This is a genomic window from Sulfitobacter undariae (assembly GCF_014196805.1).
GTDB lineage: Bacteria > Pseudomonadota > Alphaproteobacteria > Rhodobacterales > Rhodobacteraceae > Sulfitobacter > Sulfitobacter undariae.
Map to the genome: position 1 here is coordinate 14,830 of NZ_JACIEI010000017.1, position 12,692 is coordinate 27,521.

Annotated in this window: 10 protein-coding genes; 4 read left to right on the plus strand and 6 right to left on the minus strand. The window is 54.7% G+C overall.

What is annotated here, in order from left to right; genetic code table 11:
* Window positions 1–192 precede the first annotated feature (192 nt).
* From GGR95_RS16070 to GGR95_RS16080, 3 genes are read right to left on the minus strand one after another with little or no spacing between them, the layout of a single operon-like run.
* Entirely contained in the window at window positions 193–1,704 is a 1,512-nt protein-coding gene (locus GGR95_RS16070; protein ID WP_184567671.1) for a tripartite tricarboxylate transporter permease, read from the minus strand.
* A 1-nt stretch (window position 1,705) separates the two neighbouring features.
* On the minus strand, window positions 1,706–2,188 hold the full coding sequence (locus GGR95_RS16075; protein ID WP_184567672.1) for a tripartite tricarboxylate transporter TctB family protein: 483 nt from the start codon (window positions 2,186–2,188) through the stop codon (window positions 1,706–1,708).
* A 60-nt stretch (window positions 2,189–2,248) separates the two neighbouring features.
* Window positions 2,249–3,235, minus strand: coding sequence for a tripartite tricarboxylate transporter substrate binding protein (locus tag GGR95_RS16080; RefSeq protein ID WP_184567674.1), 987 nt, complete (start codon window positions 3,233–3,235; stop codon window positions 2,249–2,251).
* A gap of 106 nt (window positions 3,236–3,341) precedes the next feature.
* Here GGR95_RS16080 and GGR95_RS16085 point away from each other — a divergent pair, with 106 nt between their 5' ends.
* Genes GGR95_RS16085 through GGR95_RS16095 form a run of 3 tightly spaced genes read left to right on the plus strand, consistent with a single transcriptional unit; the run spans window position 3,342 to window position 6,350 of the window.
* On the plus strand, window positions 3,342–4,010 hold the full coding sequence (locus GGR95_RS16085; protein WP_184567676.1) for a response regulator transcription factor: 669 nt from the start codon (window positions 3,342–3,344) through the stop codon (window positions 4,008–4,010).
* On the plus strand, window positions 4,000–5,364 hold the full coding sequence (locus GGR95_RS16090; RefSeq protein WP_184567678.1) for a sensor histidine kinase: 1,365 nt from the start codon (window positions 4,000–4,002) through the stop codon (window positions 5,362–5,364). Before GGR95_RS16085 ends, GGR95_RS16090 begins: the two co-directional genes overlap by 11 nt.
* Window positions 5,343–6,350, plus strand: a complete 1,008-nt coding sequence (locus tag GGR95_RS16095; protein ID WP_184567680.1) for an ABC transporter substrate-binding protein — start codon at window positions 5,343–5,345, stop codon at window positions 6,348–6,350. Before GGR95_RS16090 ends, GGR95_RS16095 begins: the two co-directional genes overlap by 22 nt.
* Window positions 6,351–6,384: 34 nt before the next feature.
* Here GGR95_RS16095 and GGR95_RS16100 read toward each other — a convergent pair whose 3' ends face one another.
* Genes GGR95_RS16100 through GGR95_RS16110 form a run of 3 tightly spaced genes read right to left on the minus strand, consistent with a single transcriptional unit; the run spans window position 6,385 to window position 10,950 of the window.
* Window positions 6,385–7,782 carry an amidase gene (locus GGR95_RS16100; RefSeq protein ID WP_184567682.1) on the minus strand — a complete coding sequence of 466 codons (1,398 nt, stop codon included), beginning with the start codon at window positions 7,780–7,782 and terminating at the stop codon, window positions 6,385–6,387.
* The gene (locus GGR95_RS16105; RefSeq protein ID WP_184567684.1) at window positions 7,779–10,127 is read right to left on the minus strand and encodes a penicillin acylase family protein; all 2,349 of its coding nucleotides are present in this window, start codon (window positions 10,125–10,127) and stop codon (window positions 7,779–7,781) included. The genes GGR95_RS16100 and GGR95_RS16105 overlap by 4 nt, the downstream gene beginning before the upstream one ends.
* A gap of 10 nt (window positions 10,128–10,137) precedes the next feature.
* The gene (locus GGR95_RS16110) at window positions 10,138–10,950 is read right to left on the minus strand and encodes an IclR family transcriptional regulator (protein ID WP_184567686.1); all 813 of its coding nucleotides are present in this window, start codon (window positions 10,948–10,950) and stop codon (window positions 10,138–10,140) included.
* A gap of 141 nt (window positions 10,951–11,091) precedes the next feature.
* Here GGR95_RS16110 and GGR95_RS16115 point away from each other — a divergent pair, with 141 nt between their 5' ends.
* Entirely contained in the window at window positions 11,092–12,612 is a 1,521-nt protein-coding gene (locus GGR95_RS16115) for a M81 family metallopeptidase (protein WP_184567687.1), read from the plus strand.
* The last annotated feature ends 80 nt before the right edge of the window (window positions 12,613–12,692 follow it).

Below are 12,692 nucleotides of genomic sequence, written 5' to 3' on the forward strand. Positions count from 1 at the left end.
TCTTTGAGGCAAGAGAACCAACGAAATGTTCAAAATCTGAGCAACTATGTTGCGCCGATACTCGCAACTATAGGCAAGGCGGAACTTTGAAGGCTGGTTTAGGCTTCTTTAAAACATCGGGGCATTGTGCGACCCAAACTGGCACATCGCCCCAGTTAACCGGGGCGATGATTCTTGTTTTAGATAGTCGTCTCAATCTCCGTCTGCGACACCTTTCATGCGAAGCCGCGCGCGCCGTGCACGGTAGCTGGGCAGCACAATCAAGGTTGCAGCGATGATCAACAGCCCAAGTGTCATGGGGCGTTCCCAAATGAAGGACACGCCATCATATAGCTGCATGGAACGCGCAAAGTTGTTCTCCAAAATCCCGCCTAAGATGAATCCGATCAGCAGCGGGGCCAAAGGATAGTCGGCAAATTTCAAGGCCGTCGCGCAGACACCAAAGGCAACAAGAATAAGAAGCTCGGTCGCGTTATTCTGGCCGATGTAGGCGCCCATCAACGTAAAGAAGAAGATGAACGGGATCAAGAAATTGCGCGGGATCGACAGAACTTTGGCGATGTAGGGGATCAAGGGTAAATTCAGGATCAGAAGCACCAAGTTGCCAATGAACATGGACATGATCACAGCCCAGAAAATCTGAGGCTCATCAATCATCAAGCGCGGCCCGGGCGAGACGTTCAGAGCAAGCAATGCACCAAGCAAGATCGCGGTGGTTCCCGAACCGGGAATACCCAGTGTCAGCAGCGGTACAAAGGAGCCTGTGCAAGCTGCGTTATTGGCTGTTTCAGGTGCGGCCAGCCCTTTGATTGACCCTTTGCCAAATTCTGCCTGCTCTTCTTTGCTGGCGAGGCTGCGTTCAACGGCATAGCCCAGAAAACTGGCGATTGTTGCACCTGCACCGGGAAGAACGCCAATGAAAAAACCCTGTATGGATTGACGCCCGATCACGGGCGCAATGGCACGTGCCTCAGCCCGCGTGATACGCAAGTCTTTGATTTCACCATCAGCGCTTTGTGCTTCTTTGGGTTTGAGGACAAGAAACAAGGCCTCTGGAAGGGCAAACATCGCCATGGCCAGTGTGATAAAGCCAAAGCCGGTTTGCAAATCCATATAACCGCCCGTGAAACGGGGTAGGCTGAACAACGATCCCTCGCCAACGGTTGCCATGATCAGGCCAAGGACCGTCATAAGCATCGCTTTGGCGACCTGCCCTGTACCTGCAAAGGCGGCAATGGCGGATAGGCCCACAACCATAAGCGCGAAATACTCGGACGAATGGAACAGCAATGCCACCGAGGACAGCATCGGCGCAAAGATCATCAACAAGATCGCACCAATTGTACCGCCCGCAAAACTGCAAACCGCAGCAATGGTCAGCGCTTTGCCTGCTTTGCCTTGCTGGGCCATGGGATAACCATCAAAGCTGGAGGCAACAGTACCCGCCACGCCCGGCGCGTTGAGCAATATTGAAGAGGTAGAGCCGCCAAAAATGGCCCCATAATAGACACCCGCAAGCAGGATCAGGGCGGCGGATGGATCACCCATCGAGATGGCGATGGGGATCATGATTGCGATGATCGACATTGGCCCGAGGCCCGGAAGCATGCCGATAAATGTGCCGATCAGACAGCCTGCGATAACCATCAGCAGGTTTTGTAAGGACATGGCGGTCTGAAGACCGATGAGAAGACCCTCTAGCATATCAACCTCCCAACATGCCGGGCAATGGGCGCATATAGATGCCCAAAACCTCTTGAACCAGAAACCAAACGACAACCGTCGCTATGACGGCAACGCTGATCATCAAAATCCATTTCCGCTCGCCCAATATGAAAGAGCCGAGGAATAGAAACGCGGTTGTGGAAAAAAGAAAGCCTGCTGGACGCAAGCACAGCGCATAAGTGACCATCAAACACAGCAGCATGATGGCTTGGCCCAGCTTGTATTCATGCAGGCGGCGGTAATCGATTTCCGCTGGCTTGATTTCTGATTTCTCAAGTCCAAAAAGGATCACGAGGCAGGCGGTGATGGCAAGAACAGACAGCCCCTTGGGAAAGGTGCTTGGCCAGATCGGGTTTCGCTTCATGAAGGGGGCAAGGCCCGCATCCATCGTGAACCAAGCCGTGTAGCCGTAAGCTAAACAAATGCCGAGTAATATCAGTGCAATCCAGCGATCAAGCGCCATGGTCATCTCCCTGTGGTTCATGGGCAGAGCGGGGGTGCCGCCCTGCCAGATTGGATTTCCTTAGAGGAAGCCCATCTTTTTCATCAAATCGCCGATGGTTTTTTCTTGGTCTTCAAGGAAGGCTTTGAAATCATCGCCAGAGTTGTGGATGTTCACCCAACCATTGCGCGCGCGTACTTCTTCCCACTCGGGCGTGTCGTACATTTTGGCAATTGCTTCTTGGTACTTTGCTGTTTGTTCGGCTGGCATGCCGGGTGCACCGAAAAAGCCACGCCAGTTCACAAAGCCTGCGTCGATGCCTTGCTCTTTCATGGTCATTGCATCAGGCGCCGCTGGCACCCGCGCGTCAGAGGTCACGCCGATGATCTTCACTTCGCCTGCTTCGGCCAGATCGATGGCTTCGGATAGGCCGGTGGACAGGGCCGCAATTTCACCAGACAGCAATGCTGCCATTGCCTTGCCGCCTGCGTCATATGGGATGTATTTCACCTCAAGCGCGTCTTTGCCCGCCGCTTCCATCACCAAGGCCGCGACCAAGTGGTCCATACCACCCGGCACAGACCCGCCACCGATCGCGGTGCCTGACGGGTTCGCATCATAAGCAGCAAGTAGATCGGTCATGTTGTTGACGGGGCTGTCCTTGCCAACGACGATTGCCGCATAGTCACCCACAGTGCCTGCAACCAATGTCAGATCGCGGAAACTGTGCGGGAAAAGACCCGTTAAGGATCGGATGACGATGGGCGTGGAGTTCACCAGCAATGTGCCATAGTTGCTCTCGGCATTTTCAATTAGATATCCGATGGCTTTGCCGCTGCCGCCGCCTGACATGTTTTCATAAGACGCCTTGCCGACGATGCCCGATTTGGTCAGCGCTTCGCCTGTGCCACGTGCCGTGCCATCCCAGCCGCCACCAGCGCCGCCGGGGATCAGAAAGTGGATGCTGTCCAGAATTTGGGTTTCTTGCGCTTGCGCAGCGGAGCCAAAACTCGCTGCTGCCATAGCTGCTGCAATCAGGGCCCTGCGGCCCAGTTTAAAAGTCGTCATAGTATCCTCCCATTTGACAACTGTCCGTTCTACGGCTCAGTTGGGCGCACTTAAGCACGGCAACCTGACACCGACCTGACACCGGTCAAAATGGCTTTTGCGGATCATGAAATTCTTACTCGTCGAAGACAATCTGGAGCTGGCGAATGCGATTACGTCGCGGATGCGGCTGGATGGGCATGTCGTTGAACATGCTGAAAATTTAGCGGATGCGACGGCCTTCACACTGACCAGTGAATTTGACCTGATCTTGCTTGATATTATGTTGCCCGATGGCGATGGACGCACCTTTTTGAAAGAGCATCGTGCCAGCCGATTGGATACTCCGGTGATCATTTTGACCGCGCGTAGTCAGGTATCAGACCGAATCGGTTCTCTTGATTTAGGGGCCGATGACTATATCACGAAACCCTTTGATCACGCGGAACTTGGCGCACGCTGTAGGGCGGTTTTGCGGCGAAAGGCGGGTACCTCCCAATCCGTTATTGAAGTCGGAGGTATCGTGTTTGACGCGGTTGCGGGTAAAATGGCGGTGCGGGGGAAACCCGTGACTTTGCGCAACCGTGAACTGCGCCTTCTGGAACTTTTGCTCAATGCGAGGGGCCAGGTATTCTCCAAACAAAAGCTGTCTGATCGCCTGTTCTCGTACGATGAGGATGTGTCTGAAAATGCCATTGAGGTTTACATCGGGCGGTTGCGCAAACATCTTGAGCCATCAGACCTAAGCATCACAACGCTGCGTGGGCTGGGATATCGGCTTGATCATGACGCATAGCTTGTCCATCTCGGGATCGCTTAGAAACCGGTTGGTGCTGACGTTGACGGGAGGGGCCGCAGTTCTTGCGCTTGTGCTCTTCTTTGCAATCCGAAACTACACTACGCAGATCGCACAACAGGGACAAGACAGCATCTTGAACGCGGCTGTGACCTCGATACTGGATGCGGCGAGCATAAGAGATAACATCATCGAAGTGGATATCCCTTACGCTTCGTTTTCAATGCTCAGCACGCAATCGGATGATCTGGTTTTCTACGCCATTTATCAGGACGACACGTTTTTGTCGGGCTACCCTGAGCTGCCTTTGACAAACGTTACTGGACGCGCGAGCATTTTCCAAACGGCCCTGTATCGAGGTGAAACCGTTCGGTTGGTGACGGCAGGCCGTGTCTTGATCGGGACGCAAAAACGCACCCAAATTCGTGTGGTCCTTGCGCAGAGCCAAGGGGAACTGGCTGATACGCTTCGACAGATTTCGCGTACCGCTGCCCTTTTTGGCGCAGCCTTTTTTGCGCTTCTGGTGGCTTTGTCTTACTGGGCCACATCGACTACCATTGGGCAATTGAAACGGCTGACCACATCTGTCACCCGACGTGGGCCCCAAGACCTGAGACCTTTTGTGAAGCCGGTGCCAACTGAAATGGCGCCGTTGGTCACTTCGTTGAATTCACTGATGGGGCGTTTGGATCATTCCTTGAGCCAGTCAGAGGATTTCATTGCCGAAGCAGCACACCGTGTCCGCACGCCGCTTGCCACTGTCAGGTCCTATGCCGAGGTGACATTGCAGCGCGTAGACAAGGAGGAAAACCGACAATCTCTGAGGGCCATGATCCGCGCCATTGATGAGAGCTCCCGCGCAGCGGGGCAGCTTTTGGATCACGCGATGATCACGCTTCGTTCAGACCATCTTGAACGACAAGACATCGATCTTGTCACATTGGTTCATGAAATAGTGCTCCGCCTCACGCCGATTGCAGAAATGAAAGACCTAGAACTTTGCCTGCATGGCGATAGCAATGTCGCTTATTCCGGTGATCCGGTACTTATTCAAAATGCAGTACGCAACCTTATAGATAACGCCATAAAATACGCGCCCAGCGAGGGCCGCGTGGACATAGCGATCTCTGCCAGCCCCCGCATCGGAATTAGCGTTTGTGACAGTGGTCACGGGTTCCCCAGTGCCGAAGTTGACACGCTGGCGGTGCGTTTCAAACGTGGTACAAATGCTGACGGAACAGTTGGGTCGGGCCTTGGCCTGACCATCGCAATTGACGTGGCCAAGGCACATGGTGGTGATCTGGTGCTATCAAATAGACCGGAGGGCGGGGCATGCGCATTATTGTTGCTTTAGTTTTGTGGTTGTTGCCGCAGGTCTTGGTTGCGCAAGAATGGCAGGAGCAGCAAGTTTTTGGTGCGCCTGAAACGCAACAAAAGCTGAGGATCATTTCTAGCACGGATACGTTTTTGTTCGCGCCTTTTGTCGAGAGCTTTGTTTCTCGATACCCCGAGATCTCGGTTGAATATCTGGTTTCTGAGACCGCTGACATTGATCACATATTCAGGAATGACCCCGGTGTTTTTGACATCGTTATTTCCAGCGCGATGGACTTACAGCTCAAGATCGTTAACGACGGGCTGGCGCAACCTGTTGCAAATGTGGCCATCCCACCGTGGGCACAGTGGCGGCAAAGCCTTTTTGCTTTTACGGCAGAACCTGCGGCTATTTTGATCAATCGAAAGGCATTTGCAGGAGTTTCTAGCCCGCAAACCCGTCAGGAATTGATAGAAGCATTGCGCGCCCGCCCCGAAGTTTTTCAGGGCCGGATAGGCACCTATGACGTGCGTCAGTCCGGCGTGGGGTATTTGTTTGCCACACAAGACGCCCGTGCCTCTGAAACCTATTGGCGTTTGATGGAGGTTATGGGGGCGTTGGATGTGCAATTGTATTGCTGTTCAGGAGAGATGATTGATGATCTGTCCGATGGCACGATTGCTGTCGCCTACAATGTACTGGCAAGTTACGCGGCCGCGCAGGTTGAGGTGAAAGACGCCATAGAAATCATCCTGCCTTCGGATTTTCCAACCACAATAATGCGCACGGCAATGGTATCTATTGATGCGCCCAATCCCGAAGCGGCGGCGACGTTTATTCGCCATTTGGTGAAGGTTCAATCAGACCCGCAACAAAGTGATTATCCTTTGCCGCCTTTGAACGGGCAGGGGAGTACTCGAGATCGGGCAACGATCACAATGGGGCCTGCTCTCATGACCTTTTTGGATACACTGAAACGGCGGCGCTTCCTTTTGGAATGGGAAAACGCCGTCATTCAGAACTAGCTTATCTGGGGGCACTGTGTCGCGGACAAGCGCCTCATAGGGCAAGCTGTTGCACAATCGTGCCGACTTCCCTTTCGAACATCGCTGCGACATCCAATGCAAAATAATCTTGGTGCAGGGGGGCGACAAGTTGAACGCCGATAGGTACGCCGTGATCCAGATGCGTGGGCACCGCGACGGCAGGTAATCCCAAGAGGTTTACCGCACAAAGAAATTTTTGGGCATTGAGGATTTCTGGAATACTCTCGGGCGTGTTGAAGTCGAGGTCGTTAGCAAAGGGGCGTTTGCCAGAGGTGGGCAAAAGCAAAATATCCACATCTGCGAACATTACCGCCCATGCGCGTTGAATCGTGCGACGTTCGGCAAGGCCGTTGAGCAGCCCGCTCACGCCAAGATCTTGGTATATGGATAGATTTGCGTCTAACAGCACATTCATTTCTTTTGAGCCTAAGTCGCGTATCGTTGATAGGGATGTGTGGCTCACTTCCGTGTGAAGCAGGTCGCCCCAGAGCTCTCCGGTTCTATTGGCATGAGGTGGCGTTACCTCAACCAATGTACAGCCCGCGTCTTTTAGCGCCTGTATCGCTATGTTCATTCCGTCTTCGACGGCCTGATCGACACCATCGCCGAACATATCAATGCAATAGCCAATCCGTAGTGCAGCATCGCCCAGCGGTTTCTGGGCGGGGGCAGGCACCCACAAAGGATCGCGGTTATCACCGCGTGCCATGGCGTGAAGGCCCAGCCGCACATCTTCGACACTGCGGGCGATGGGGCCTTGGACAGACATAAGGCCCGAAATCATCGGCCGCTCGGCTGTGGCGCTGGGGTTGAACGCGGGGACGCGGCCTAGCGAAGGGCGAATGGAAACAACGCCACAACACGCAGCAGGATAGCGCAGCGAACCGCCCAGATCATTGCCATGGGCTATCGCCCCGATGCCAGCCGCAATCGCAGCAGCAGCACCGCCTGAGGAGCCACCGGGGGTCACGGCATTATCCCAAGGGTTCAACGTGACACCGTGCAAGGGATTTGAGGTACACCAACGCATAGAAAATTCCGGCGTGTTGGTACGGGCAATGATGACGCCTCCAGCCGCTTTCATATTGGCAACAACAGGGCTGTCTTGATCGCAGATATTATCTTTGAATGCAGGTATGCCGTTTGAATTGACGAATCCCTTTTGATCGACATTGATCTTTGTTGTCATGGGGACGCCAAACAAAGGCGGCAAGATATCTGGGCGCTGGGCATCTAACTGTTTTGCCGTCGCCAATGCTTCTTCCGACAAGGTTTCAGTAAGCGCATTGATCTTAGGGTTCACCGCAGCAGCGCGCGCCAGATGTATCTCAGTCACTTCAACGACGCTGATTTTACGATCTGCGATGTTTTCAGCTGTTTGTTTTGCGGACCAGTTAAAAACCTCGCTCATTTTGTGGTTTCTTTGGTTGTGCCTGCTGGAAGTAGATCAAATGTTTGCTGCGTGGCGGCGTCAACGGCCTCAGTGCTATAGAGCATTGGTACATACTGTCCCTCGGCCCAAAGGGCGGCTAGGTCCTGATAGTGGGGATCAGTGGGAATACCTGACTGGCCCGGCGCATTGATCCAGACGCTGTTGTCCCATGCACCCACATCCACCACCATGCGAACGGAGGCACCGATGCGGACGCGGTAATCGCTGGCGTCATAATAGGCCAGCATCACCGAAGAGTTGCTGCCGCCTTTGTCCAACGGGCCTACGTCAAACCCTGCTTTGACGGGGGTCATTGCATGGTCAAACCAGCCTTTGTGCAAATCACCCCAACGCCAGTTATCGGGGGCGTCGCCATATTGCGCGCGTGTGGCATCCCATGCTTGGGTCAATGTCTGGATCAAAAACATATCCCTCGCGGCATCTTCCGCAAGGCCCGCACGTGCAGAAAGGCCCGCGTGCTCGCCCTCCAGCAGGCGTACTACGGTGGTGATGTTTCCGGGAACCAGATATTTGCGCAACTCAGGATCAGGCGCGATTTTGTTCAGCAGCGCGGGGCGAAGATGGCTGGATAGCCATAGTTCAAACAGCAACGCGGCGCTTGACCCTGTTTCCGCATATCCGTCCCAGTTGCGCAGCAGAGAGACCGCAGGCGTCGAGCCATCATCTGGCAGCAAGGCGATCAGCCTGAGGGCCAGCGCAGAGAAACTGTCGGTCTGCAAGGCGCAGCTTGCTGCGATGTCACCCGCATCTCCTGCGGCGATCACTTGGGCCACGCGGTCCGCCCGTCCGTCCACAAACCATTCATAACCCACTGGAGATTTGTCATGGTCCCATGTGTCGGGGAGGTTCATTTCATTGGCAGAATGCACAAAGCCTTGAGCCGGATTTTCAAGATAAGGAAGGTCAGCCGCTGTCAAATACCCGTCCCATTCAAAATGTCCATCGCCGTTCACGGGGGTTAAACCGCGCCAGCCTGTTCTGCGCGGCACATAAGCTGCCGATTGCCAGCAGATATCACCGTTCACGTCCGCATAGTTTAGGTTAACCGAAGGTGCCCCCCATGTTTCAGCCGCTTTGCGGAAGGTGGAGACACTATTGGTGCGCATGGTTTTGAGCGTCCCCATATAGGGGGCCGAACCTGCATCGGTGAAGACGGTACGCACGGATAGGGCGATGTTACTTGCCTTGTCGCGGTAGATGACGGGGCCGTATTGCGTAAACAGTAACGGCAATGTCTGATCAGATTCACCTTTCACGGCAAAAGTTTCGTCAATTTGCATCATCGGGACAAAGGCGTCGCCGTGACGGTAGGCGGCGGCATCATCAGGCGCGGTTTCATGAACCATCAGGTCTTCTTGGTCCGCGCAAAAGATCGTCAGGCTGAAAGCAGCATGGCCGTTATGGCCTGCCATCACACCGGGCGAACTCGGCTCGCCTGCGCCGATCAGGTCTAAATCGGGGGCGGTTAGATGTACCATATAGCGTAATGAGGGCGCAGCATGGGCGCGGTGGGGATCGCTGGCCATGATAGCACGCCCTGATTTGGTCAGGGCAGGGGCGATAACCCAGTTGTTCGACCCTTCCATGGCTTCTTCGACACGGCGCACAGTTTTTGCGGCGTCTATGCCTGTCCACAAAGGCGCTTCGTCCAATGTGGCCGCCAGACGTTCGGGTGAAAACGTGACGGGCGCGGTGGCCAGCTCATAAACGGCAAGCGCGGATTCAGGCAGATCAACGGGGCTGGTCACATCCCATTCGCTGTCTGGAACGGCAGGCGTCAACGGCCAGCGCAGCAGATCAACTTCGGGGTCTGATAGGTTTTGCACCTTGGTGCGCACAAGCTCGGACGCGGCGTTGCGTGACAGGCAATGTGTACGGATGCGGACAACGTCTTCTGGGTGCCAATGGGAAGGGCTATTGCCCAGCTCTGAGAACTCGGGCGGCAGCGGCATATTGCCTGCAAGAACTTGATCAATGCCAGCGTTGATACCTGCTGCAAAAGCTGTGCAAATCTCTTGGGCATCTTCGCCATAAGCGGCCCATTCTACATCCATCGCTCCACGGTACAAAAACAGCCGCGCGGCGCGGTCTTGCATCAAATACCCCGGACCAAAATCCGCCGCCAAAAGCCCCAAACCCCGTTTGCGCCAAAGGTCGATCTGCCAAAGGCGGTCACGGGCAGCGTTAAACCCCTGCACAAAGAAGGCGTCTTGGGTTGTCTCAGCGCGAATATGGGCCATGCCCCATGTGTCGACAGAGATGCTGGCAGGATGTTTGAGGCCGGAAAGAGTGAATGTAGCCATTTGATTTTCCTTAATAATAGCTGATGGCGCGGGCGGCTTCGAGGCCCAGTGGCACCACATGGTTTATGTAGTCATCCGAACTCCATTCGGACATTGATCCCGCGATGTGAATTGCGCCCACGGGCTCGCCCTGCGCATTTAGAACCGGAAAGCCTGCAACGATCTCACCTGATAGAATCTGGCCCAGCACAAGCGAATATCCTTTCTCTCGTGTTTCTTCGACGTTTTGTAAAATCTCGTCGATGTCTGTCATGGTATGGGGCGTAAAAGGCGCGCGATCTGATCGCTCAAGGATATCGCGGACCTGCTCATCAGGGAGCTTGGACATGATCGCCCAGCCACCTGAACTGCAAAAGGTGGGAACGCTGTGGCCGACAAGAGTAGCGTAAAAATTCTCGCGTTTGGTTTGCAGGCGCAGGGCATACAGGACCCGCAAATCGTCAAACAAAGACAGGTCAACACGTTCACGCACAGATTTGCGAAGTTCAAGCAACACAGGCGTCGCAAAGCGTACCAGTGGGTTCAGCCGGAGCGCGTCAAGCGTGTGGTCAAGGATGCGTATACCGGGGAGAAAGCCGTTTCCCTGTGGGTCGCGCTCGATATACCCTAAGGTGCGCAGGGTATGTACCATCCGCTGCGCCGCGCTGCGATCAGTACCTGTGCGTTGCGCGATTTCGCCCAAAGAAAGCGGACCATCAGCATGATGGAACGCGGCAAGCACCGACATGGCCTTTTCGACGGATCTTACAAACAATGTGTCGGATTTTTGGGCATCCGTTACCTCACGTAATCCTGACTCCGCCCGAGTTGTTGTTCTTAGCATGTGTACCTCTTGACATGAATTGCAGCATCACCTTTAGTGTATTGTAATGCAAGTGTATTGTAATGCAATACGCCGAGGGTGAAAGCTAATATAAAGCTAATATCATGCCTCTGGTGGGGCTTAGGGAGGGATCAGCACGTTATGTCAGTACGAATCGCACTCGCCGGCTTTCTGCACGAGACAAATACATTCGCTCCGACCAAGGCGGCGCTGTGCGATTTTCAGCATGGCGGCGGCTATATGCCGATGGTGCGCGGTGCTGAGTTGATTAAGCGTAGCCGTGGAATCAACTTGGGGATCAGCGGTGCCGTCGGCCATGGTGAGGCCACGGGGTGGGATATGGTGCCAGTGCTCTGGACGGGCGCTATTCCTTCCGCGCATGTCGTGCAAAGTGCTTACGATCAGATCGCAGATGAGATCATCACTGGTATCGTTGCCGCAGGGCCGCTGGACGGAATTTTTTTGGATTTGCACGGGGCTATGGTGGCCGAACAGGTGGAGGATGGCGAAGGCCAGCTTCTGGCGCGGCTGCGTGCGGCTGTTGGTCCTGATGTGCCCATCGCTGTGGCGTTGGACCTGCATGGCAATATCACGCAGACAATGGTTGATGCGGCGGATGTGATGGTCGGTTTTCGTACCTATCCGCATGTGGATATGGCCGAAACAGGCCGTCGTGCGGCGGTGCAGTTGGACAGATTGATTGCGCAAGGCAAACCATTGGCGAAAGCCTTTCGGCGGTTGCCTTTTCTGGTGCCGATTGCGTGGCAATGCACACAAGAGGTTCCCGCAAAGGGTCTATATGAATTGGTCGCTGAGGTAGACGGAGGGGATGTGGCAAGCACATCGTTTTTCTTCGGCTTTCCTGCCGCTGATTTTCTGGGCTGTGGACCCACTGTGATTTGCTATGGCGATACGCAAGTGGCGGCAGATGCTGCCGCTGACCGTATCGAACAAGCGGTGCTGGAGGCGGAGCCAGCCCTTGCGGGCAAAACCTATGATCCTGATGAGGGCGTCATTGAGGCGATGCGTTTGGCGCAGACTGCTAGCCGTCCCGTTGTGATTGCGGATACCCAAGATAACCCCGGGGCCGGGGGCGATTCCAACACCACGGGCATGCTACGCGCACTTGTACGGCAGAACGCGCAGGCTGCGGCTTTTGGCAATATGTGTGATCCAAAGGCAGCTTTGGCGGCGCATGTAGCTGGGGTGGGCGCAGTGATTGATATTGCACTCGGGGGCTACTCCAATGTGGTTGGGGACAGCCCGTTTGAGGGGCAATTTACCGTAGAGGCTCTGAGCGATGGCCAGCTGGTGGCAAACGGCGGTTACTATGGCGGTGCCTCGATTGATCTGGGGCCTTCTGCCTGCTTGCGCATCGGCGATGTGCGGGTTGTTGTGACCAGTCACAAAACTCATATGGCGGATCAAGAGATGTACCGCTTTGTGGGAATTGAACCAACTGAACAGAAAATTCTGGTGAACAAAAGCTCGGTCCATTTCCGCGCAGATTTTGACCCGATTGCCGAAACAATCCTGACCTGCACAGCACCGGGTCCAATGCCTGTCAGCCCCGCCAGCCTGCCGTTCCGTAATCTGGCACCCGGTATCCGTCTGGAACCGATGGGACAGGCGTTTGTGCGACCAGAACGACAAGACACTTAAGCGAAGGGATTGTGCAGCTGTGATGTTGGCTGCGCACCAATGACAACCCGCGTCACGACAAGAGGACGTGTAAATAACCA

Coding starts and splice junctions, on each gene's coding strand:
- GGR95_RS16070 (WP_184567671.1), bottom strand. CDS start 1,704: ATGCTAGAGGGTCTTCTCATCGGTCTTCAGACCGCCATGTCCTTACAA.
- GGR95_RS16075 (WP_184567672.1), bottom strand. CDS start 2,188: ATGGCGCTTGATCGCTGGATTGCACTGATATTACTCGGCATTTGTTTA.
- GGR95_RS16080 (WP_184567674.1), bottom strand. CDS start 3,235: ATGACGACTTTTAAACTGGGCCGCAGGGCCCTGATTGCAGCAGCTATG.
- GGR95_RS16085 (WP_184567676.1), top strand. CDS start 3,342: ATGAAATTCTTACTCGTCGAAGACAATCTGGAGCTGGCGAATGCGATT.
- GGR95_RS16090 (WP_184567678.1), top strand. CDS start 4,000: ATGACGCATAGCTTGTCCATCTCGGGATCGCTTAGAAACCGGTTGGTG.
- GGR95_RS16095 (WP_184567680.1), top strand. CDS start 5,343: ATGCGCATTATTGTTGCTTTAGTTTTGTGGTTGTTGCCGCAGGTCTTG.
- GGR95_RS16100 (WP_184567682.1), bottom strand. CDS start 7,782: ATGAGCGAGGTTTTTAACTGGTCCGCAAAACAAACAGCTGAAAACATC.
- GGR95_RS16105 (WP_184567684.1), bottom strand. CDS start 10,127: ATGGCTACATTCACTCTTTCCGGCCTCAAACATCCTGCCAGCATCTCT.
- GGR95_RS16110 (WP_184567686.1), bottom strand. CDS start 10,950: ATGCTAAGAACAACAACTCGGGCGGAGTCAGGATTACGTGAGGTAACG.
- GGR95_RS16115 (WP_184567687.1), top strand. CDS start 11,092: ATGTCAGTACGAATCGCACTCGCCGGCTTTCTGCACGAGACAAATACA.